Annotated in this window: 21 protein-coding genes, 3 tRNA genes and 4 pseudogenes; 13 read left to right on the plus strand and 15 right to left on the minus strand. The window is 59.7% G+C overall.

All coding sequences use genetic code 11. From position 1 onward, the window contains the following. The first annotated feature begins 212 nt into the window (after positions 1-212). From BQ8011_RS00360 to BQ8011_RS00405, 12 genes and pseudogenes are all read left to right on the plus strand, one after another. Positions 213-1427 carry a pyridoxal phosphate-dependent aminotransferase gene (locus BQ8011_RS00360; protein WP_072456535.1) on the plus strand — a complete coding sequence of 405 codons (1215 nt, stop codon included), beginning with the start codon at positions 213-215 and terminating at the stop codon, positions 1425-1427. Positions 1428-1556: 129 nt separating this feature from the next. Beyond that, positions 1557-2366, plus strand: a complete 810-nt coding sequence (locus BQ8011_RS00365; RefSeq protein ID WP_072456538.1) for an alpha/beta hydrolase — start codon at positions 1557-1559, stop codon at positions 2364-2366. After that, positions 2366-2649 (plus strand): annotated as a pseudogene (locus BQ8011_RS08880) (adenosine deaminase); the annotation flags it as partial. The gene BQ8011_RS00365 and the pseudogene BQ8011_RS08880, both read left to right, overlap by 1 nt. Beyond that, positions 2631-2825, plus strand: a pseudogene (locus BQ8011_RS00370) (aspartate aminotransferase); the annotation flags it as partial. The pseudogenes BQ8011_RS08880 and BQ8011_RS00370, both read left to right, overlap by 19 nt. After that, on the plus strand, positions 2822-3964 hold the full coding sequence (locus tag BQ8011_RS00375; RefSeq protein ID WP_077209653.1) for a pyridoxal phosphate-dependent aminotransferase: 1143 nt from the start codon (positions 2822-2824) through the stop codon (positions 3962-3964). The pseudogene BQ8011_RS00370 and the gene BQ8011_RS00375, both read left to right, overlap by 4 nt. Positions 3965-4093: 129 nt before the next feature. Further along, positions 4094-4903 carry an alpha/beta hydrolase gene (locus BQ8011_RS00380; RefSeq protein WP_072456538.1) on the plus strand — a complete coding sequence of 270 codons (810 nt, stop codon included), beginning with the start codon at positions 4094-4096 and terminating at the stop codon, positions 4901-4903. Beyond that, positions 4903-5186, plus strand: a pseudogene (locus tag BQ8011_RS08885) (adenosine deaminase); the annotation flags it as partial. The gene BQ8011_RS00380 and the pseudogene BQ8011_RS08885, both read left to right, overlap by 1 nt. Beyond that, a pseudogene (locus BQ8011_RS00385) lies at positions 5168-5362 on the plus strand (aspartate aminotransferase); the annotation flags it as partial. The pseudogenes BQ8011_RS08885 and BQ8011_RS00385, both read left to right, overlap by 19 nt. A gap of 131 nt (positions 5363-5493) precedes the next feature. Beyond that, on the plus strand, positions 5494-6303 hold the full coding sequence (locus tag BQ8011_RS00390; protein WP_072456541.1) for an alpha/beta hydrolase: 810 nt from the start codon (positions 5494-5496) through the stop codon (positions 6301-6303). Further along, entirely contained in the window at positions 6285-7394 is a 1110-nt protein-coding gene (locus BQ8011_RS00395) for an adenosine deaminase (protein ID WP_231945319.1), read from the plus strand. Before BQ8011_RS00390 ends, BQ8011_RS00395 begins: the two co-directional genes overlap by 19 nt. A gap of 45 nt (positions 7395-7439) precedes the next feature. Continuing rightward, positions 7440-7910, plus strand: coding sequence for a helix-turn-helix domain-containing protein (locus tag BQ8011_RS00400; RefSeq protein ID WP_072456545.1), 471 nt, complete (start codon positions 7440-7442; stop codon positions 7908-7910). Then, complete coding sequence (locus BQ8011_RS00405; RefSeq protein ID WP_231945320.1) at positions 7907-8305, plus strand: DUF86 domain-containing protein; 399 nt, start codon at positions 7907-7909, stop codon at positions 8303-8305. The genes BQ8011_RS00400 and BQ8011_RS00405 overlap by 4 nt, the downstream gene beginning before the upstream one ends. 52 nt (positions 8306-8357) lie before the next feature. Here the strand turns inward: BQ8011_RS00405 and BQ8011_RS00410 are convergent, their stop codons facing one another. From BQ8011_RS00410 to BQ8011_RS00475, 14 genes are all read right to left on the minus strand, one after another. Next, positions 8358-9446 (minus strand): UDP-N-acetylmuramate dehydrogenase, encoded by a 1089-nt coding sequence (locus tag BQ8011_RS00410; protein WP_072456548.1) that lies wholly within the window; start codon positions 9444-9446, stop codon positions 8358-8360. 9 nt (positions 9447-9455) lie between these two features. Then, positions 9456-10706 (minus strand): MFS transporter, encoded by a 1251-nt coding sequence (locus BQ8011_RS00415; RefSeq protein ID WP_072456551.1) that lies wholly within the window; start codon positions 10704-10706, stop codon positions 9456-9458. Between the two features lie 105 nt (positions 10707-10811). After that, on the minus strand, positions 10812-11486 hold the full coding sequence (locus BQ8011_RS00420) for an N-acetylmannosamine-6-phosphate 2-epimerase (RefSeq protein ID WP_072456553.1): 675 nt from the start codon (positions 11484-11486) through the stop codon (positions 10812-10814). A gap of 9 nt (positions 11487-11495) precedes the next feature. Then, positions 11496-12416, minus strand: coding sequence for an ROK family protein (locus tag BQ8011_RS00425; protein WP_072456556.1), 921 nt, complete (start codon positions 12414-12416; stop codon positions 11496-11498). 105 nt (positions 12417-12521) lie between these two features. Next, positions 12522-13439 carry a dihydrodipicolinate synthase family protein gene (locus tag BQ8011_RS00430; RefSeq protein WP_072456558.1) on the minus strand — a complete coding sequence of 306 codons (918 nt, stop codon included), beginning with the start codon at positions 13437-13439 and terminating at the stop codon, positions 12522-12524. Next, positions 13439-14299, minus strand: a complete 861-nt coding sequence (locus BQ8011_RS00435; protein WP_072456560.1) for an ABC transporter ATP-binding protein — start codon at positions 14297-14299, stop codon at positions 13439-13441. Before BQ8011_RS00435 ends, BQ8011_RS00430 begins: the two co-directional genes overlap by 1 nt. After that, a complete protein-coding gene (locus BQ8011_RS00440; protein ID WP_072456562.1) occupies positions 14299-16353 on the minus strand; it encodes a dipeptide/oligopeptide/nickel ABC transporter permease/ATP-binding protein in 2055 nt (684 codons plus the stop codon). The genes BQ8011_RS00435 and BQ8011_RS00440 overlap by 1 nt, the downstream gene beginning before the upstream one ends. A 3-nt stretch (positions 16354-16356) precedes the next feature. Beyond that, positions 16357-17313, minus strand: a complete 957-nt coding sequence (locus BQ8011_RS00445; RefSeq protein ID WP_072456564.1) for an ABC transporter permease — start codon at positions 17311-17313, stop codon at positions 16357-16359. 117 nt (positions 17314-17430) lie between these two features. Next, positions 17431-19002 (minus strand): ABC transporter substrate-binding protein, encoded by a 1572-nt coding sequence (locus BQ8011_RS00450; RefSeq protein WP_072456567.1) that lies wholly within the window; start codon positions 19000-19002, stop codon positions 17431-17433. 150 nt (positions 19003-19152) lie between these two features. Further along, positions 19153-20187 carry a sialidase family protein gene (locus BQ8011_RS00455; protein ID WP_072456570.1) on the minus strand — a complete coding sequence of 345 codons (1035 nt, stop codon included), beginning with the start codon at positions 20185-20187 and terminating at the stop codon, positions 19153-19155. An 83-nt stretch (positions 20188-20270) separates the two neighbouring features. Further along, the gene (rpmG, locus tag BQ8011_RS00460) at positions 20271-20441 is read right to left on the minus strand and encodes a 50S ribosomal protein L33 (RefSeq protein ID WP_034502432.1); all 171 of its coding nucleotides are present in this window, start codon (positions 20439-20441) and stop codon (positions 20271-20273) included. A gap of 52 nt (positions 20442-20493) precedes the next feature. Then, positions 20494-20570 (minus strand) — tRNA-Met (locus tag BQ8011_RS00465). A gap of 29 nt (positions 20571-20599) precedes the next feature. After that, positions 20600-20672 (minus strand) — tRNA-Thr (locus tag BQ8011_RS00470). 85 nt (positions 20673-20757) lie between these two features. Beyond that, a tRNA-Tyr gene (locus tag BQ8011_RS00475) sits at positions 20758-20839 on the minus strand. Between the two features lie 103 nt (positions 20840-20942). Between BQ8011_RS00475 and BQ8011_RS00480 the strand changes: the two genes are divergently transcribed. Continuing rightward, entirely contained in the window at positions 20943-21446 is a 504-nt protein-coding gene (locus BQ8011_RS00480; RefSeq protein ID WP_072457802.1) for a YajQ family cyclic di-GMP-binding protein, read from the plus strand. Between the two features lie 136 nt (positions 21447-21582). On the opposite strand, the gene htpX is transcribed toward BQ8011_RS00480, so the two are convergent. Further along, the gene (htpX, locus tag BQ8011_RS00485) at positions 21583-22464 is read right to left on the minus strand and encodes a zinc metalloprotease HtpX (protein ID WP_072456572.1); all 882 of its coding nucleotides are present in this window, start codon (positions 22462-22464) and stop codon (positions 21583-21585) included. Positions 22465-22487 lie beyond the last annotated feature (23 nt).

Consider the following 22487-nt stretch of genomic DNA (forward strand, 5'->3'; position numbering starts at 1 on the left):
GGCGGGACTCGAACCCACAACCGCCGGTTTTGGAGACCGGTGCGCTACCAATTGCGCCACTGCCCTACTGCAACTCTTCCGAAAAAGACTTGCTCGGTTGAGTTTAGGGGAGATGAGGCCTCCTGTCCAACTCACCGCGATGCGTTCGCCTCATAAGCGCTCAAATTGTGACTCACACCAATAAATGGATCTATCCATGCCACAATGTTCGCGTGGATACTCAATCAGCTTCCCGCGTCTCAACGCGCTTCGCAAATATCACTCCCTCAGCGACCCTTGCCGTCGACGCTAAGGCCAAGGCACTGAAGGCCCAGGGACGCCCCGTCGTTGGTTTCGGTGCGGGCGAACCTGATTTCGCCACCCCCGATTACATTGTCGAGGCCGCCGTCAAGGCCGCGCGCAACCCCGCGATGCACCGCTACACGCCCGCCTCGGGGCTTCCCGCTCTCAAGGAAGCAATCGCTCGCAAGACTCTACGCGATTCTGGATACGAAGTTAACCCGGACCAGGTTTTGGTGACCAACGGAGGAAAGCAGGCGGTTTTCCAAGCCTTCGCATCGCTGCTGAACCCCGGGGACGAGGCCATCCTCCCGACCCCCTACTGGACCACCTACCCCGAGGTGATCAAGCTCGCCGGGGCGACTCCCGTTGAGGTTTTCGCGGGCGCCGACCAGGACTACAAGGTCACCGTCGACCAGCTCGAGGCCGCACGCACGCCTCGCACGAAGGTCCTCCTCATGTGCTCGCCGTCCAACCCGACGGGAAGCGTCTACACTCGCGAGGAGATCCGTTCGATCGGGCAGTGGGCACTCAAGCACGGTGTGTGGGTGATCACCGATGAGATCTACGAGCACCTGCTCTACGACGGTGCACAAAGCGCGCACATCGTTGCCGAGGTTCCCGAACTTGCCGACCAGACCATCGTGTTGAACGGTGTTGCGAAGACCTATGCGATGACCGGTTGGCGTGTGGGTTGGATGATTGGTCCTCGTGATATCATTCGCGCTGCGACGTCCTTCCAATCGCACCTGACTTCAAATGTCAACAATATTGCTCAGTGTGCGGCAATTGCTGCCCTCAACGGGCCGCTGGATGTGGTTGAGCATATGCGCGAGGCTTTCGATCGCCGCCGTCAGACCATGGTGAAGATGCTTCGCGAGATCGACGGACTCGAGGTCCCAACTCCGCGTGGAGCCTTCTACGCCTACCCCAGCGTGAGAGGGCTTCTTGGCCGTTCAATTCGCGGCAAGGTTCCGACGACCTCTTCAGAGTTGGCAGATCTGATCCTCGATGAGGTTGAGGTCGCAGTTGTCCCGGGCGAAGCCTTCGGCCCCTCGGGCTTCATTCGCCTCTCCTACGCTTTGGCCGATGACGATTTGGTCGAGGGCGTGGGACGAATTCAGGAGCTTCTCTCCGAGGCTCGCTGACTCAGGGTTCCACTATGAAATCCCGCGCGGTAGGCACATTGCTAGCCGTGCGGGATTTTTCTTACTCTTCGTCAAGTCACACCCCAATATCGCTACCCAAATGACGCCTTGAGCTGTCACAATTGACATATGGACCTTTCGACGCGGCGAACACACCTCGACCAACCCAATGGACACGTCCTTGTCGCCCACGGTTATGGCGAGCATTCGGGACGTTTTGAAGGGCTGATCAATGCGCTTCTCCAGGCTGGCTACGATGTGTCAACCTACGACCACTACGGCCACGGCACTTCCCCAGGTCCTCGCGCCCAGGTCGACGTCGGTGCGTTGATCAAGGACCACATCAGTGCTCGCCAAGAAGTTTTGGCCGATTCCCGTTTCAATGAGCTCATTCTTTTCGGGCATTCAATGGGGGGTCTCATCACTGCGGCCTCGGCTTTGATCTCACAGCGAGGCATTCGCTGTATGGTCCTCACTGGTCCCGCTTTCATCCCGCTTCCTCAGCTTCCCGCGCCGGTGGTTGGCGGCCTCGGGAAACTCGCTCGCTACCTGCCGGGAGTGCAGATTCCGGCGGCCCAGTCCACGCCCGAGCACTCTTTGCTTTCGCGCGATCCCAGCGTTCAGGAAGCTTTCGATGCCGATCCACTCAACTACCATGGCGCTCCCCCGCTTCTGACGGCCTCGACCATGGTGATTCAAGGCAAGAAGGCACTCGAGCACGCGGATCGCCTGACCTGCCCCACGCTGATTTTCCACGGTGGCGCCGATGAGCTCACCTCGCCAGAGGGCTCTGCAGAATTTGTTGCACGCGTGCTCGAAGCTCACCCCGGTGCGGATATTCACCTGCGTGTCATTGACGGGGCCTGCCACGAGGTTCTCAACGAGCCTGAGAAGGCCATGGTCCTGCGCGACTTGCTCCTGTGGGTCGAGAAGCACTGATGGAGCAGCGTCAAGCATCTCGCCAGCTTTCGTTAACGGTTCCAGCACCGACTCCCCCCGGGCGTCGGCCGCTGTCTACTCTGCCAAAAGCGCACCTGCATCTGCACTTCACGGGTGCCATGCGGCCCACCACGATGGTGGAGATGGCGCGCACGCAGGGAGTGCGCCTCCCCCTCACCTCCTGCACATCGACGCGGCCTCTATGCCGGCCGACGGGCGCGGGTGGTTCCGTTTCCAGCGCGCCTACGACTCGGCGCGTCACCTCGTGCGCTCCGAGGCCGCGTGGCCAACACGTCGGGCGAGCTCGCCGACCTGATCCTCGACGAGGTCGAGGTCGCGGCGGTCCCGGGCGAGGCCTTCGGCCCCTCCGGCTTCCTGCGCTTCTCCTACGCCCTGGCCGACGATGACCTCGTCGAAGGCGTTGGTCGTATCCAAGAACTCCTGTCAGAAGCCCGATAGACCNGGCCAAGGCACTGAAGGCCCAGGGACGCCCCGTCGTTGGTTTCGGTGCGGGCGAACCTGATTTCGCCACCCCCGATTACATTGTCGAGGCCGCCGTCAAGGCCGCGCGCAACCCCGCGATGCACCGCTACACGCCCGCCTCGGGGCTTCCCGCTCTCAAGGAAGCAATCGCTCGCAAGACTCTACGCGATTCTGGATACGAAGTTAACCCGGACCAGGTTTTGGTGACCAACGGAGGAAAGCAGGCGGTTTTCCAAGCCTTCGCATCGCTGCTGAACCCCGGGGACGAGGCCATCCTCCCGACCCCCTACTGGACCACCTACCCCGAGGTGATCAAGCTCGCCGGGGCGACTCCCGTTGAGGTTTTCGCGGGCGCCGACCAGGACTACAAGGTCACCGTCGACCAGCTCGAGGCCGCACGCACGCCTCGCACGAAGGTCCTCCTCATGTGCTCGCCGTCCAACCCGACGGGAAGCGTCTACACTCGCGAGGAGATCCGTTCGATCGGGCAGTGGGCACTCAAGCACGGTGTGTGGGTGATCACCGATGAGATCTACGAGCACCTGCTCTACGACGGTGCACAAAGCGCGCACATCGTTGCCGAGGTTCCCGAACTTGCCGACCAGACCATCGTGTTGAACGGTGTTGCGAAGACCTATGCGATGACCGGTTGGCGTGTGGGTTGGATGATTGGTCCTCGTGATATCATTCGCGCTGCGACGTCCTTCCAATCGCACCTGACTTCAAATGTCAACAATATTGCTCAGTGTGCGGCAATTGCTGCCCTCAACGGGCCGCTGGATGTGGTTGAGCATATGCGCGAGGCTTTCGATCGCCGCCGTCAGACCATGGTGAAGATGCTTCGCGAGATCGACGGACTCGAGGTCCCAACTCCGCGTGGAGCCTTCTACGCCTACCCCAGCGTGAGAGGGCTTCTTGGCCGTTCAATTCGCGGCAAGGTTCCGACGACCTCTTCAGAGTTGGCAGATCTGATCCTCGATGAGGTTGAGGTCGCAGTTGTCCCGGGCGAAGCCTTCGGCCCCTCGGGCTTCATTCGCCTCTCCTACGCTTTGGCCGATGACGATTTGGTCGAGGGCGTGGGACGAATTCAGGAGCTTCTCTCCGAGGCTCGCTGACTCAGGGTTCCACTATGAAATCCCGCGCGGTAGGCACATTGCTAGCCGTGCGGGATTTTTCTTACTCTTCGTCAAGTCACACCCCAATATCGCTACCCAAATGACGCCTTGAGCTGTCACAATTGACATATGGACCTTTCGACGCGGCGAACACACCTCGACCAACCCAATGGACACGTCCTTGTCGCCCACGGTTATGGCGAGCATTCGGGACGTTTTGAAGGGCTGATCAATGCGCTTCTCCAGGCTGGCTACGATGTGTCAACCTACGACCACTACGGCCACGGCACTTCCCCAGGTCCTCGCGCCCAGGTCGACGTCGGTGCGTTGATCAAGGACCACATCAGTGCTCGCCAAGAAGTTTTGGCCGATTCCCGTTTCAATGAGCTCATTCTTTTCGGGCATTCAATGGGGGGTCTCATCACTGCGGCCTCGGCTTTGATCTCACAGCGAGGCATTCGCTGTATGGTCCTCACTGGTCCCGCTTTCATCCCGCTTCCTCAGCTTCCCGCGCCGGTGGTTGGCGGCCTCGGGAAACTCGCTCGCTACCTGCCGGGAGTGCAGATTCCGGCGGCCCAGTCCACGCCCGAGCACTCTTTGCTTTCGCGCGATCCCAGCGTTCAGGAAGCTTTCGATGCCGATCCACTCAACTACCATGGCGCTCCCCCGCTTCTGACGGCCTCGACCATGGTGATTCAAGGCAAGAAGGCACTCGAGCACGCGGATCGCCTGACCTGCCCCACGCTGATTTTCCACGGTGGCGCCGATGAGCTCACCTCGCCAGAGGGCTCTGCAGAATTTGTTGCACGCGTGCTCGAAGCTCACCCCGGTGCGGATATTCACCTGCGTGTCATTGACGGGGCCTGCCACGAGGTTCTCAACGAGCCTGAGAAGGCCATGGTCCTGCGCGACTTGCTCCTGTGGGTCGAGAAGCACTGATGGAGCAGCGTCAAGCATCTCGCCAGCTTTCGTTAACGGTTCCAGCACCGACTCCCCCCGGGCGTCGGCCGCTGTCTACTCTGCCAAAAGCGCACCTGCATCTGCACTTCACGGGTGCCATGCGGCCCACCACGATGGTGGAGATGGCGCGCACGCAGGGAGTGCGCCTCCCCCTCACCTCCTGCACATCGACGCGGCCTCTATGCCGGCCGACGGGCGCGGGTGGTTCCGTTTCCAGCGCGCCTACGACTCGGCGCGTCACCTCGTGCGCTCCGAGGCCGCGTGGCCAACACGTCGGGCGAGCTCGCCGACCTGATCCTCGACGAGGTCGAGGTCGCGGCGGTCCCGGGCGAGGCCTTCGGCCCCTCCGGCTTCCTGCGCTTCTCCTACGCCCTGGCCGACGATGACCTCGTCGAAGGCGTTGGTCGTATCCAAGAACTCCTGTCAGAAGCCCGATAGACCAATTACATGCGACTGAAGTTCCACGCGGTGAGTACTTTTGTGCCACCGCGCGGGCTTTTATGAACGCGCTGTCAAAAAGTGTGCAGTAGCGCTACCCAAAGCATATCCCGAGCTGTTACAATCGACACATGGACATCGCGACGCGGCGAACACAACTCGACCAACCCAATGGACATGTCCTTGTCGCCCACGGTTATGCTGAGCATTCGGGACGTTTTGAAGGTCTGATCAATGCACTTCTCCAGGCTGGCTACGATGTGTCAACCTACGACCACTATGGTCATGGCACTTCCCCAGGCCCTCGCGCCAAGGTCGATGTCGGTCTGCTGATCAAGGACCACATCGCTGCTCGCCAACAGGCTCTTCACAATTCACGCTGCGATGAATTGATCCTCTTTGGGCATTCAATGGGTGGTTTGATTAGCGCTGCTTCTGCGCTGATCTACCGCAAGGATCTGCGATGCATGGTCCTCACTGGACCCGCTTTTATTCCACTCCTCGAGATTCCTAAGCCCGTGGTTGGCAGACTTGGGAAACTGGCTCGCTATTTGCCGGGAGTACAGGCTCCGGCGGCACAGTCCATGCCCGAACATTCCGTACTTTCGCATGATCCCAGCGTCCAAGAAGCTTTCGACGCCGATCCCCTCAACTACCACGGCGCTCCCCCGCGTCTGACGCTCTCGACCATGGTGATTCAGGGCAAGAAGGCGCTCGAGCACGCGGATCGCCTGACCTGCCCCACGCTGATTTTCCACGGCAGCGCCGATGAGCTCACCTCGCTGGAGGGTTCTGCAGAGTTTGTTGAGCGTGTACGTCATGCGCATCCCGACGCAGATATTGACCTGCGTGTCATCGATGGGGCCTACCACGAAGTCTTGAATGAGCCTGAGAAGGATATGATCCTACGCGACCTGCTCCTGTGGCTCGAGAAGCACTGATAGGATCGACCTCTATTCCTCGCCAGCCTTCTCTTACCGTTCCAGCGCCGACTCCCCTTGGGCGACGACCGCTGTCCACGCTCCCCAAGGCGCACCTGCACCTGCACTTCACGGGTGCGATGCGTCCACAAACGCTGGTGGATATGGCGCAGGAAAAAGGCACCCGCCTTCCTCCTCACCTGTTGGACTTGGACCCCTTAACCGTGCCCGCGGACGCCCGCGGTTGGTTCCGTTTCCAGCGCTCCTACGATGCCGCGCGAGCTTTGGTGCGATCCGAAGCCGCAATGCGGCGGATCGTTGCCGAGGCCGCGGAAGATGATGCGGCCGAAGGCTCGCGTCGCCTCGAGATGCAGGTCGATCCCACGTCTTATGCACCTTGGGTTGGCGGGATTACGCCAGCTTTGGAGATCATCATTGACGAGGCGATTGCTGCAGGGAAGCGCACGGGCGTTGAAGTTGCACTGATCGTTGCGGCCTCGCGAATTCGTCATCCTCTTGACGCGCGCACGCTTGCTCGTCTGGCAGTTCAGTATGCCGGCGATGGCCCCGGACAGGTTGTGGGCTTTGGCCTGTCCAATGATGAGCGCGTTGGCGATACCTCGGCTTTTGCTCCTGCCTTCCGCATTGCCCGTGATGGCGGTTTGGCCTCGGTTCCTCACGGCGGGGAGCTTTTGGGCCCGGAATCTGTGATGAATGTTGTTTCAGCCCTACACCCGACGCGTTTGGGTCACGGCGTGCGCACCAGTGAAGATCCCGATTTGCTGCGGCGTTTGATTGATGCAGATATTTCCTTCGAAGTGTGTCCGACCTCGAATATTCACCTGGGGGTCTTCCGGGATTTCGCATCGGTTCCACTCATGCGCTTTATCGAGGCCGGCGCGCGCGTTGCTCTTTCAGCTGACGACCCCTTGTTGTTCCATTCGCGTGTGGTTGCCCAGTACGAGGCCGCGCGCGATGTTTTCGGGCTCTCTGACGTTCAGCTGGCAGATTTGGCCCGTCAGTCGATTGATGCTTCCTTGGCCAGCGAGGCTTCGAAACGCGTGTGGAAAGCGGAAATCGATCAGTGGCTCGCGGCCCCGCCCAAGGCCTAAATATCTCTCTTCACCAATAGTGCATGCGTGCACTATCATACGCTTATGACGCGTTTTAATCGGGAGGACGCACCATTGCTTGTGCGCGAAGCACGCGCTGATGCTTCCCTCACACAGGCTGAACTTGCGGGGATGACCGGGATGAGCCAGTCAACCCTCGCACAGATCGAGGCTGGGAAACGTGCTGTATCCGCCGAGCTTTTAGAGAGAATCCTTCGCGCTGCCGACTATCGTCCTTCCGTACCCCTAGCCCGCTACGCGCCCTCCATCAGCCGCTATGCCATGAAACGGGGCCTCGATTCCCTCCGCGTCTTTGGCTCCGTCGCTCAGGGAACGGACGGCTTTGAATCGGATATTGATCTGATCGGTACTCCCACCCGCGAGCTGTCACTGTTTGAGCTGGCAGATATCGCCTCGTTTACAAGCGAACTCACGGGATTTCCTACCGAAGTCTATGCGGATACACAAGTACCCGAAGCTCTGCGGAACATCATTGACGAGGCGGTGCCACTGTGAGCGAGCCTGCGTCTTTCATGCCTCGGCCACGCGCGCCAAAAAGACAAACACCTAGCTTCGACGTTGATAACTTCTTACGTGAACTTGATGTCATCACCCGACGCGTCGAACGGGTTGCTGCTGTCTCTGCCGAGGCCTTCAACGCCGATTGCCCCGAATACGACTCGGCGTGCATGGTGATCATCCGACTGGCCGGTTTCCTGGAGCGTGAGGAATACGCGCCATACATGAAGACCCTCACCTTGGTCGAGAAGCGCACGCTGCGGACGGCTCGGAACATCGCGGCGCGTTCGGGGTACCAAAGCATGGATGACAAACTCCTGTGGACGGCCGTTACCCGCAATGTTCCCGATATGATCGAACGCCTGCGCACCGCGGTTCAGGCAGATAGATAACAGCCGCGCGGATAAATAATTAGCCGGTTCACAAGGTTGACAAAGATCCGCGTTACCACTCAATGCCGATGGCAACAGGCTCAGGAACAAGAGTCACGCCATAGGCGTCAAACACACGCCCGCGCACAGCGCGCGCCAAGGCCTCGATGTCTGCACCGCTTGCGCCCCCGCGGTTCGTCAGCGCGAGTACGTGCTTGGTCGACAAGGATGCGCGAGGCGGGTCGCCGGCCTCTAGAAGATGGAAACCCTTGGAACAGCCCGCGTGGTCAATGAGCCAAGCGGCGCTGGTTTTCACGAGCCCCTCCCCCGCCGGGAAACGAGGCGCCTCTTCTGGGAGTGCAGCAGCCACGGCCTCGGGGAGGATGGGGTTCGTGAAGAAAGATCCCGCGCTCCACGTGTCGTGGTCCTCAGGGTTTAAGACCATTCCCTTCCCCGCGCGCAGCTCAAGCACGGTCGAGCGGACCAGGGAAGCCTTGGCACGCTCCCCAGCTTCCACTCCGAGGCGCCGCGCAAGTTCGGAGTACATGACGGGCGCACTCAGGGATGAGCGCTCGAGGCGGAAGTCGACGCTCAACACGACCCAACGCCCCGTCGGCCCCCACACGCGGCCGGGAAGACCGGGCTGACCGATACTGTGCTTGATCGCGGAGGAACGGTAGGCAAAACCTAGCTCTGAGGGAAGAAGCCGGACGATGCGCTGCTCGAGGCGGTCGTAAGCCTCGACGCTGTGAATTGTTTCAGCAACCTCATGTCCGTAGGCGCCCACGTTCTGTACCGGGGACGCTCCCGCGCTTCCGGGGATCCCCGACAAGGCCTCGATACCGGACAAGTGCTCGTCGACGCTCCACGCAACAAAGTCATCCCAGACCGTGCCGGCCCACACGCGGACGATCACCGAATCAGCCGCGTCTTCTTCAACGATCCGTGCAATCTCTGCGCCCGGGCGCACGGCGACGACTGTTCCGCCAAAAGGATCATCCGAGGCAAGCAGATTCGATCCACCGCCCAGGACTAGAAGCTGGCGCTGCTCCTCATCAGCCGCGCGAACGGCAGCAACCAATTCCTCACTGGAAGTCGCGCGCACAAGGCGAGAAACCTCTCCGCCCACGCGAAAGGTCGTCAATTCAGCAAGAGTCGTCATGACTCAAGATTAGTCGTCAAGAGGTGCAACGGCTCGCACGCGCCCCCGCTGGTCCGGAACCTGACCGGCCAACACGATAGCCAGACACACCGGGAGCACGACGAAAACGAGCGCACGGTGGTAGCCAACGTGATCCGCAATAAGACCTAAAATCGGCGGTCCGATGAGCGCCGAACCATAATTCACGGTCGAGAGGACCGACACTCGCGCAGGCGTCATGACGGGATCAACGCTCAGGGCGGAAATACCCAGAGGGAACACCAAGGACGCACCGATACCCCACAAGGCAACACCGACAAGCGCAAGAATATGATGTGGCGCAAAGGCAACAAGCGTCAGGCCGATGATCGCGCAGCCCATGGTCAATCGGAGCAGATGCGGCGCCCCAAAACGCCTCTCCAAACGCGGGGATCCGAAACGCATGATCGTCATCATCAGCAAGAAGAAGGCAAAGATTGCCGACGCGGAAGAAGTCGCAAAACCATAGCCATCGACCATCGACAGGTTCAGCCAGTCGTTAGCGGCGCCTTCCAGGAGTCCGCCACTCATCACCATGAGCGCAATCAGAACCGTGCGACGCTCGCGCCAAGCCAAGCGGGTCAAGCCCTTCTTCGCATTGCCTGCCGAGGCCTCCTCCCCTTCGCCCACGAGGCTATCCTTTGCGGGTTCAAGAGCGGCGACCTCGTCTTGGCTGAGGTAGAAACCAATGGAAACACCGCAGACAATAAGCTCGAGAGCAGCCAGACCGTATAGGTGCGCTCCGAGTGGAACTCCGACTCGCGAGGCAAGCGCTCCAAGTAATGCACCGCCGAGCATGCCGACCGCGTACATCGCTTGAATCACTGGAACGACAAGGCGCCTCACAGCAGCTTGGACCAAACCAGCCTCGATGTTCATGCTCGATCCCCACAGGCCCGCCCCGGCAGACATGAAAACAAGGGAACCGGTGAAGAGCACGAGAGAATTCGCGAGCGTTCCCGTCGCTGCTCCGACAATGCCCAATGCCCAAATGAATACGCCGATTCGCCCAGCCCACCGTGCACCGATCTTCATGACGATCGGACCCGAAGTGGGAAGGGTCAACAAAGAACCCAGGGAGGCAATCAGCAGCATCATGCCGATGGTTCCCGGGGTCAATCCCAGGTGATCACGCACATCGGGTAGACGTGAGAGCCACGCTGAGGTTGCAAAACCTAAGCCTGCGTAGACCACAAAGGTTGCACGAAGGGCACTGTGAGCAGGCGATGAGGGAATAGACACGGTTCGCAATTTTACTCGCCGATAGGCCCGTGGTTAAAGGCCGCAAAAAGAGGTGTCCGTGTGAAATAGCTCCACACGGACACCGATTGATATTCGAAAGAAAAGCTAGTCTTCGACGGCGGCCTTAAACCAACCGGTAACCGACGTCGGATGAGTAATCGCGGTACCCACGATCACTGCGAAAGCACCGAGTTTCATGGCAGCTGCAGCATGCTCCGGAGTGTGAATACGCCCTTCACAGATCACGGGCACACCTGGGAATGCCTGAACTGTCTGCTCGAGAAGTTCTAAGTCAGGGCCATCGGTCTTCGGGCGATCTCCGGTGTAGCCAGCAAGAGTCGTTGAAACAATATCGACACCGGCATCAACAGCCCGCTGCGCATCTTCAAAAGAACCACAGTCAGCCATCACTAGTGTCTCTTCTTCGCGCAAAGCCGCAACGGTTTCAGCAAAGCTGCGACCATCAAGGCGCGGACGACCCGTCGCATCAAGAGCCACGATATCGGCACCGGCCATGACGCAGGCGCGCGCGTGACGCAGCGAAGGGGTGATGTAGACGCCTTCGTGCCCTTCCTTCCACAGACCAATCACCGGGACATCGACACGTCCCTTGATCGCGGAGATATCCGACAGTCCCTGACAACGGATCGCCGCAGCGCCGCCGATTTCAGCGGCACGCGCAATCTGAGCCATAGTCTCGGGGTGGCGCATGGGCTCCCCCGGGTAAGCCTGAACGGAAACGATGAGCTTTCCTTTAAGACCGGCAATAAGCGGATGCATGGTGAACTCCTATGCGTTGAGGAAGAAAGAAACAGCCCCGAGCAGCGGTGCATTGCCACCAAGGGAACCAACAAGAATGGGGGTCGTCGCAACGGGCGTCATCGCGCTGGCTGAAAAACCTTCGTTCAGACCATCCCACCAGATATCCCCCGAGCGAGTCATCGAACCGGAGATAATGACGACGGCGGGATCCATACAGTTCACTAACGAGGCCGTGGCCTCGCCAAGGGCGTACGCGGAGCGCGCGAAGCACGCTTGTGCAAGGGGGTCGCCAGAATCGGCGAGCTCTTGGAGTGCGCGTCCGCCGTCAACTTCCGGCTTGTCTTGAGGACGCAGCGAGTTATACCAGGCGGTAATTCCCGACCCGGAGCAGAAAGACTCGATGTGTCCCAGGCGCCCACACGAACAGACCATATCGGGTGCGAAATGGTGGTGAACGTGGCCCACATGTCCCGCAATGCCGCGAGAACCGAAGGCAACACGACCGTCTTCGACGAAGGCGCCGCCGATCCCCGTTCCCACGGCGATAGATAGAACGCTGCGATAGGGCCGCCCTGCACCCAAGGTGGCCTCTCCAAGCCCGTGCGCGTGCACATCGTTGAGGACACGAACCGGGAGCTGCGTGTGCGCGGAAAGGAGGTCACCGAGTTTGGTCCCCGCCCAACCGGGCATGATGTCCGTTGCAGACACGATCGTACCGGTCGCGGGATCGACAACTCCGGCGCTCGCAACTGCGATACCCGCAATCGCCGGGTGCGACTCGATCAGCTCCGAGGCCAGTGTGCAGATTCGCGCAGCAACATCGGCGCCGCCCTTGGCGGCCAAGGTAGGGATTGAGCCACGTTCGGTAACGGTGAAGCTGTCTTCGGCCTCGACAATACCCCAACCGATCTTCGTTCCACCGATATCAAGAGCAAGGAGCGTAGTCATGAAAATTCTCCAAAAGGCAACGGAAGAGAAGACTAATCAGCGAGGCCAAGGCGGGCGCACGCTCGCGCGTACGCGAGAGGAGGGCCACCTCGGCCTCGCTGATGATCAGGAGAGCAGACCGGCCTCACGAAGGACGGAGGCGACATGCTCAACGTTTGCACCCTCAAGAGCCTTCACGGGGCGAGGCATCTCGGGGGAATCAAAAACACCAAGGAGGTGCAGAGCAGCCTTGAAAGCACCAACGCCAGCGCCGAAGCCCTGAACGCCACTGACCTGGACGATGCGCATGAGGTCCGCGAGGCGGTCCTGTTCAGTGCGCACGGCTTCCCAGTCACCGCGCTCGAAGGCCTGCCACTGACGGACGTAGCCCTCGGGGTCAACGTTCGCCAGACCGGGGACGGAACCATCCGCACCCGACATGTAGGCGCCGTCAACAACCACTTCGTGGCCGGTCAGCAGCTGCAGCGGGTGGCCAGCGGCCTCGTTCGCGCGAGAAAGCCAGCGGAAGCCCACATCGTCACCCGAAGAGTCCTTCACGCCGTCAAGGACGCCGTCCTTGCCCAGGCGAAGAACAAGGTCGTTCTGCAGCTTGGTGTGCACGCACACGGGGATGTCGTAGGCCCACAGCTCAAGGTTGGTGTTCTCCTTGAGGATGCGGAAGTGCTTCTCGATCTCAGCCTGGCCGCCCAGTGCGTAGAAAGGAGCGGTTGCGACCACACCACGTGCACCGCCGATTTCCTCGACAGCCTTGATGTTCTCAATGACACGCTCAGTTTCGGTGTCGATGACGCCGACTAGGAGCGGGACGCGGCCGTCGACGATGCGAACAACCTCGCGCTGGATCTGCTGACGACGCTCGGAGGTCGAGAAAGCGACCTCACCGGTTGAGCCGGAGACGAAGAGGCCGTTAAGCCCCGCGCCAATCATGCGATTGATATGACGCTCCAGCGACACAACATCCAGCTCGCCGTCCTTCAGCGGGATAGCAAGGGGCGGGACAACGCCACGAATCTGCGAAGTCATCAGTTCTCTCCTTCGAGTGTTGGGTGCAGCAGTGAGGGCGCAGCCCCCAGCAGCTTGCGGGTGTAGGGATCCTTCGGGTCAGCAAGCAGTTGCGCAGCAGGCCCTTCTTCAACGACCTTCCCACCGTTCATGACGGCGATGCGGTCCGAAACGTAACGAACCGTCTGAATGTCGTGTGAGATGAAGACCATCGCCAAGCCCAGTTCACTCTTGAGGTCCGTGAGCAGGTTCAGGATCTGTGCGCGCACCGAAACGTCCAGTGCGCTCGTGGGCTCGTCAGCGATGATCGCATCGGGGCCGATGGACAGTGCGCGAGCAATTGCAACGCGCTGACGCTGACCGCCGGAGAGCTGACCCGGGAGTGCATCCAAGGCGCTTGAAGGTAGACCCACCAAAGAGATCAGTTCTTGCACGCGCTTGGCGCGCGAGGCCTCGTCACCAATACCGTGCACGCGCAGCGGATCAGCGAGCTGATCGGCAACGTGCATACGCGGGTTCAGCGCGGTCGCCGGATCTTGGAAGACCACCGAGACGACGCGTCCGATGCGCCTACGCGCATCTGCGCCACGCTTTGTGACTTCCTCACCGTTGAAGAACACCTTGCCCTTCGTCGCCATCTGCAATCCGCACATGACGTTCGCGGTCGTGGACTTGCCACAGCCCGATTCGCCGACGATACCCAGCGTCTGTCCGCGCTCAATGCGCATGTTGACACCGCGAACCGCGTGCACCTTGTGGGGGCGGAACAGTGAGCCAGTGCGGGAGTTGAAGGTCACCTCAACGTCTTTGAGCTCGATGATCGGAGGTTCGGGTGTAGCGATCACCGTCTCAGTTTCGACAATCAGAGTTTCGGTACTCATCAGTTTTCCTCCTGACCTTCTTCGATGACGACGGTCTCGCTTACGACAAGAACCTCCTCGCGAGGCGGCAGTGCCGCATACACGTGCTCGGGGCCAACCTCGGTGAGGACCGGACGGATGTCGAGGCCGTAGTCGGGGTGCGAGGAACGAGGAGCGAAGCGGTCGCCCTTCGGGAAATCTCGAGGCGAGGGAACAGTTCCGGGAACCTGGTGGAGGCGTCCGGATCCGGCTTCGATCGAAAGCACTGCGCCCAGCAGGCCGCGAGTGTACTCGTGGGTCGGGTGCTTGAGCAGTTCCTTGGTCGGCGCCTGCTCGATGACCTGACCGGCGTACATGACGGTGATCTTGTGAGCCACCTCGGCGACAAGCGCCAAATCGTGGGAGACGAAGATCATTGCGAAGCCGAGCTTCTCACGCAGCTCGTTGAGCAGGTCGATGACCTGCTTTTGAACGGTCACGTCCAGAGCGGTGGTCGGTTCGTCCGCGATGATGAGCTTCGGGTCGCGGGTCAGAGCCATAGCGATGAGAACGCGCTGACGCTGGCCGCCGGAAAGCTCGTGCGGGTAGGACTCGAGGGTGCGCTTGGGATCCAGGCCCACCAGTTCGAGGAGTTCCTCTGCGCTGCGGGTTCCGCCGCGCTTGGTCAGCTGCTTCATCTGTGCCTTGATGAGCATGGCCGGGTTCAGCGAGGAAAGCGCATCCTGGTAGATCATTGCCATTTCGTGGCCCAGAAGCGCACGACGCTCTTCAGGCTTCATCTCCAGGAGGTTCTTGCCTTCGTAGAGAATTTCGCCGGTGATCTCTGCCTTGGGATCGATCAAGCCCATGATGGTCAGAGCCGTGATCGACTTACCACAGCCGGACTCACCGACAAGACCCATGGTTTCGCCAGCGCGAACCTTGAAGGATACGTGATCGACAACGTTGACATCACCGTGGCGCTCGAACTTGATGCACAGATCCTTGACCTCCAGGAGGGGCTCTCCGGTGAAGTCATCGTCGAAACGGTCGGTGCGCTTACCTTCGACAGATTCCAGATCGTCGAGGCGTGCCTGCAGGGATTCTGCCTGCTCGGCGTAGGCGCGGCGAGGATCGAGAAGGATACGGTCGGCTTCGCGCTCAGAGTTCTTGTCGACCTGGGCAACAGCTGCCGTGGAGGGAGCCGCGACCATCGCGTCCGTGATGCCTTCCGAGAGGATGTTCAAACACAAGACGGTGATCATGATGAACAGGCCGGGGAAGAAGGCAGTCCACCAGTAGCCCAGCAGGACCGAGAGGTAGGACGAGGCCTCGGACAAGATATTGCCCCAGGTGGGAACCATGGTTGCAGGAAGGCCTGAACCGATGAAGGTCAGCGAGGCCTCGAGGATGATCGCATCTGCGACCAAAACCGTGGCGAAGACCAGAACCGGAGCAGCAGTGTTACGCATGACGTGCTTGATGAGGATCCACGGTGCACGGGCACCGGAGACGATCACTGCACGCACGTAGTCTTCACCGTATGCGGCCATCACGTTTGCGCGAACAATACGTGCCAGCTGCGGGATGTAGACGAATGCGATCGAGAAGATAATGACGAAGACAATGCCCATCTTGTTGTCGGACTGGGCAAGTGTGCGTCCGAAGACCAGAACCGTAACAGCCGCCATTGCGATACCGGGGACAGCCATGATGATGTCCAGGATGCGCATGATGGTCTCGGAGATGGCCTTGCGCGTCACAGCTGCGATCGATCCGATGATGGCGCCGAAGAAGAGCGCGATCACGGTTGAGCACAGGCCGATGAGCAGCGAGTAGCGACCACCGAAGAGGACGCGAGAAAGAATGTCTCGACCCGCGTGGTCAGTACCAAAGAGGTGAGCCGACGACGGCCCCTGCCACGGCGTATCGATGAATTCGGGCGAATAGGGTGCCACGAAGGGCGCGAGGATTGATACAAGAACGACCAGTGCCAAAACACCGATTGCGATCTTGGATCCCAAAGACATCGCGCTGATGCGTGAGAAATGCGCACCCTTCGCGGTGACCTTTGCGAGTTTTGCTTTTTGGTTCATGACTCACACCGACCTAATACGCGGGTTGATGAGCAGGTAGAGCATGTCAACGATGATGTTGACGATGATGAAGGCGATTGCGACGACCAAGGCGCCACCTTGCACCAGGGTCACCCAGTTCTCTTGGATGCCCTTGAGGAGCACGAGCTTACCCATGCCATCAATGGCGAAGATGATTTCAATGACGACGGCACCACCCATGAGGTAGCCGATACGCAGACCGAGAACAGTCACGGGAGTGATGAGCGCATTGCGCAAAACGTTGCGGGCAACGACAACACGCTTGGGAATGCCTGCACCGATTGCGGTACGGACGTAGTCGCGGTCGAGTTCCTCAACCATTGAGGTACGCACGACGCGGGTCATTTGTCCGATCACAGGGACAGCCAGTGCGATAGCGGGAAGAAGTAATCGGAGGAACCAACCCGCGGGATCGACGCCGAATGCAGGAATAGGACCGGAAACCGGGATGGAACCACCGACGAAAGCCAAGACCAGCAGCGCTGCCAGCCAGAAGGAAGGGGTACCAATGCAGATCACCGAGATCACGCGGATCAGCTGATCGGGCCAGCGATCGCGGTAGAGGGCAGCAATGACGCCGAGGGGGAAAGCGATAACGACTGCGAACAACAGACCCAAGAAGGTGAGTTGAAGGGTGACAGGCAGCGCCTGCGCGACCAGATCACTCACGTGGTAATCCGTGCCGGTTGCGTACAGACCGAGATCACCGTGAAGCATGTTCCACAGATACGTTCCGTATTGGGTGAAGAAGGGCTCGTTGAGTCCGCGTTCAACGCGGTACGCTTCGAGAGCTTCGGGAGTGGCTGTCTCGCCCAGTGCCGAGTAGGCGGGGTCAATGGGAGACAGCGACATGATGAAGAAGACGAGGAATGACACGCCGACCACCATGATCGGCAGCGCCACCAGTCGTCGCGCGATAAGGCGCAGAAGGTTATTCACTGCTAGACCTCCATGTCAAGCGGAATTGAGCAAAATGAAGGAGGGGTGGGGTCCCACTGTGGCATGAGGCCAAGGTGGGCATCCCACCCCTCCTTTCGTCGAAAGCCTGCTAGGGCTTTACTTCGCGCTTACTCCAAGCAGCTGCAGGCCGGTGGAGGAAATCGCCTTGAATCCGTCAACCTTCTTGGGGTTGGAGGCGGTGATCATGTTGCGGAAGACCAGCGGGTAGATCACGGTCTGCTCGGCGAGCAGATCCTGAACCTCGCCCCACTTAGCCTTGGCAGCATCACCGTCGAGCTGAACGGCCTCATCCATGAGGCCCTGCAGCTTCTTGAAGGATTCGGGATCCGAAACCTGCCAGCCGTCACGCTTCTTGGTCCACACGTTGTCACCGTTCCACCAGGAAACGATGATGCCGGGGTCGGTGCCGAAGACCGAGGGGTCACCGGGGGCCAGAACGACATCGTAGGTCGGGTTGTCAACATCGGTCACGGTCGAGTAGAGAGCCGAGGAAGCCATCTGCTGGTGGTTGACCTTCAGGCCCAGTGCCTCGAGATCGGACTTGATCTGGGGAACCAGGGAGAGAACCCACGGGTGGTCCGTCGTCACCAGGTTGACCGTCATATCGGAAGCGCCAGCATCGGCAAGCAGCTTCTTGGCTGCGTCCTTGTCGTAGGACAGGTCGGTTGCGGGCTTCTTGTAGGCCGGGTTTGCTTCGGGCAGGAAGGACTTGGCTTCCACAGCCTGACCATTCAGAGCCGAAGAGATCAGCTTCTGCTTGTCGATGGCCTTGATGAATGCGCGGCGCACCTCAGGCTTGTCGAAAGGAGCCTTCTGGGTGTTGAACATCATGAAGGGGTTGCCGTAGCCGGGCTTGGCTTCGACGTTCCAGCCTGCTGCCTTGAGCTGATCCTGCGCTGCGGCGGGAACGGCTTCCATCACGTCAATGCTGCCACCGAGGGCGGCGGACAGGCGTGCTGCGTCATCCTTGAGGGCGCTCCACTTGAGGGTGGCTGCCTTCGCGGGGGTCTTGCCGTTGTAGTGCTCGTTGGGAACAGCGGTGATTTCGGTCGCCGAGATTGCCTCGTACTTGTAGGGGCCGGTGCCAACGGGCTTGGCCTTGAGTGCGTCTTCGCTCATGCCCGAGGGAACGACGTGAACGTTGACGAAGCGCTCCTTCAGGTTGGAGAAGGGGTACTTCAGCTTGACGGTGACGGTCTTGTCATCCTTCGCGGAAACGGAATCCACGAAGGTGAAGAACTGACGGAAGATGGACTTGTCGCCAGTGGTGCGCTCGTAGGAGCTCACAACGTCTGCTGCCTTGACATCGGTGCCGTCAGAGAACTTGGCTCCGTCGCGCAGGGCAATCTCGTACTCGGTGTCGGAGACCTTCACGGGGTCACCGGCAGCCAGCGCGGGGCTGACCGAGTAGTCGGACATGTCGAAGCGGTACAGGCCTTCGAGGACCTGCCAGTTTGCGCCCATGCCGAGTGCCGAGGTGGTGATCGGGCTGTAGTCAGTGGTCTCGTAGGCGGAACCCACGGTGATGGTGCCCTTGGGTGCGCCTGAGTCTGAGCTACTGCTGCTGGTTGATGGTGAAGTGGAAGATCCGCCGCCACAGGCGGTCAGGACCATGGTTGCCGCTGCTGCCATTGCAGCACCGGTTGCGAAGTGTTTGCGCATACGCATGTTCTCGCTCCTCATCTTCGAGAAATGGGATGTGCGGTCCGTGAATCACGTCCGCTGAAGCAAGCATATGTTGTCTGACAAATTTTCGCAAGGGGTAAAACAACATTCGTCAAAATACTCCGAAGAGGTGCGCAAACACTCACAGAGAGCTCAGGAAACAGCTGCCTCACTCAGGCGCAGAACCGCCTCCCACACACCGCAATCGCGCTCAAAGACAACCACGGCCTCGTCCCCGGAGCGCAAGGCATCACTGTAGCCAAAGCCCCCGATCCCAAGAGAGGCAACACACTCCGCACGCACCGCACCTTCCCACGGAGGCGTCAGGCGAAGGACCGCGCCGCGTTCGCGCGCCGAAAGCGAATGGGGGTGGACAAAGAGATCCCCCATTGCCTTCGCGTTGCACCCGGGGTCCTCACACTCCCACAGCTGCCCGCCAGCCCAGCTGCGGCCATCCCCCCAGGCGAGGTAGCGCCCACCTGCGCCTCGTCCTTCAAATCCTTGGAGGCGGCAATTCGCAACAACGCGGCCATCCCACACGGTGAGCGTTGTTTCGTCGAGCAGAATGTCCTCAGGACCCACAAGGGGATCTGAAATCCATTCAATACTCCCCGCTCGAAGGGCAACAACTCGAATATGAGTCTCCTTCCCAACGCGCACAACATAAGGAATCAATACTGCGCCATCGAAACTCACTGTTGACCCAGAGGTCGCGAAGAGCGCATCCGCCCCACTCTCCCGGTAAAGCTCATCCGTCAGATCCGTCACACGCAGATCCTCCGGGCCGCTCCCCCACGCAAGAATCGTCTGGAGACGCTCACCATCGGCACGCGAATCCATGTATCCCACTCGACCACGAGTCGAAGCGCAAGCCAAGTGCAGAAGACCGTCGCAATCGATCCCCACACATGCATCAGAGGTAATCGCAGGAAGGGCAAGAGGAAGATCGCGCGGAGCCAACCACTCCCCTGCCGCAGTGCGTTCCATCCAGTGAATTTTGTTCGGGTTGGGCAGGTCCGAGGCCATAGTGAGCCCGTTGAAGTCCGATCCATTTCCCGAGGCTGGGGCTGGGCGTTCGTCATAGAAGAGAATTATGCGCCCGCTGGCCACAGTAACAATCGCCGGAATACGCACCTCACCCGAGCCGATAGGGGCAAGAATCTGACGGGGTTCACCACGAGTAGTCATAGGCGAAAGAATAAAACACCAACGCCCCCGGGATAACAAAAATCCCCGAGGACCTTACGTTCCTCGGGGTTAGCGCGACGCCGTCAGCGGGTCTCGCGGTGAAGCGTAGACTTGCGGCAACGCGGGCAGAACTTCTGCAGTTCAAGACGATCCGGCGTGTTACGACGGTTCTTCTTGGTGATGTAGTTGCGCTCCTTGCACTCCGAGCATGCCAGAGTGATCTTGGGGCGAACGTCCTGAGACTTGCTTGCCACGGTGATTCCCCTTTTGCTTTTGCTTATGTCGGCGTGCGACTCTTCGTTGGTCTGGTAGCGGGGGCGGGGCTCGAACCCGCGACCTCACGATTATGAGTCGTGCGCTCTGACCAGCTGAGCTACCCCGCCGCAGCGGCTGCGGCTGTAGCCGCGACCTGAGCCCCGAAAGGGAATCGAACCCTTGACCTTCTCCTTACCATGGAGACGCTCTGCCGACTGAGCTATCGGGGCAACGCCGAGAAGCCTAACTCAAAATGGAACCACAATGCAATTCCTGTGATTGAGAATGACATCACAACGAGTCTCGAAGAGACCGTGGCAGGTGAGGGATTCGAACCCCCGAAGCACGAAGCGTCTGATTTACAGTCAGATCCATTTGGCCGCTCTGGAAACCTGCCATACGCCGAAAAAATCGGTGCTGTGGAAGAATAGCAGAATGACCCGGCACTGCGCCAATCAAAGTGACCGAAGTGCGCCACAACGCACAAAGAAAGGATGATCATGGCAGATTCATCGTTTGACATCGTTTCCAAATTGGACCGCCAGGAAGTCGATAATGCGGTCAATCAAGCCGCAAAAGAGGTCTCAACTCGCTACGATTTCCGCAATGTTGACGCTTCGATTCGGCTGGTTGGTGACGCCATCGAAATGGAGGCGAACACCCCTGAGCGCGTCATGGCTATCGTCGACGTCTTGCAGACAAAGCTTATTCGCCGCGGAGTTTCACTTAAAGCGCTTGATCTCAAGGATCGTGAGCCTAAGGCACAGGGCAAGATCTACCGCCTCGTTGCCCCTCTGCGCGAAGGGATCGAGCAGGATGTTGCGAAGAAGATCACAAAACTGATTCGCGACGAGGGCCCCAAGGGAGTGAAGGCACAGATCCAAGGAGATGAAATCCGCGTTTCCTCCAAGTCACGCGATGACCTTCAGGCAGTGATCGCCCTTCTCAAGGGCCCTTCCGGAGAAAAGCTTGACGTAGCCCTTCAGTTCGTCAATTATCGCTAAGACTCTTCGAATACTCGTATAGCTGTGGGGGCATCTAGCACTGCGCTAGATGCCCCCACATACGTCTATTCAGTTGCCGCGCAAGCTTACGCGGCTCAGCTTGATCAGCTTTACTGACACTGAACAAAGCTTGGCATTAGTAACCGGCAATCTGCTCGAGACGTGCGATTCTCTGATCCATCGGCGGGTGCGTCGAGAAGAGATTACGAATTCCCCCTCCCCTGAAGGGATTGGCAATCATCATCGCCGAAACATTCTGCGTCTGCGGGGTGGGCGCAAGCGGATACTGTGAGTTTCCACTCTCAAGCTTCTTCAATGCAGAAGCGAGCGCCAGCGGGTCTTGCGTCAGAAGAGCACCGTCTTCATCGGCGTCAAATTCGCGCGTACGCGAGAGAGAAAACTGGATGAGTGTCGCAGCAAAAGGCGCAACCAAGGCAAGGACGAGCGAGCCAATCACTGCCAGTCCCCCGCCCTCACGATCACGGCGATTTCCCCCACCGAAGAACATGAGGAACTGAGCAATCGAGGTCACCACGCCCGCCATCGCAGCCGCAACGGAGGAAGTCAGAATGTCGCGGTTGTAGACATGCATGAGCTCATGTCCCAACACTCCGCGCAACTCACGCTCGTTGAGCAGCTGCAAGATCCCTTCCGTGCAGCACACCGCAGCATTTGCCGGGTTACGTCCTGTCGCAAAAGCATTGGGAGTCATGGTCGGCGCGACCCACAGCGTCGGCATTGGCTGTCCAGCCGTTTGAGAAAGCTCGCGGACAATGCGATACATCGCCGGTTGCTGAGCTTCGGTAACCGGGTAGGCGTTCATCGAACGCAGGGCCATGGTCGCTGAATTCCAATAGGACCATGCCGTCTGAAGCAAGCCGATTCCTGCGAAGATGAAAATCCACACCGCGCGGCCGGTTCCATAGGCGATGCCCGAGCCGATGAGCAAGAGCAGGGCCCACATTCCCCCGAGGAGCAGGGCGGTCTTGAAACCGTTGTGATAGTGACGCGTGCGCATAATCCTCCTTTGTGCGGCTTAAG

Origin of the sequence: Actinomyces marseillensis (genome assembly GCF_900155605.1) — a bacterium.
Taxonomy (GTDB): domain Bacteria; phylum Actinomycetota; class Actinomycetes; order Actinomycetales; family Actinomycetaceae; genus Pauljensenia; species Pauljensenia marseillensis.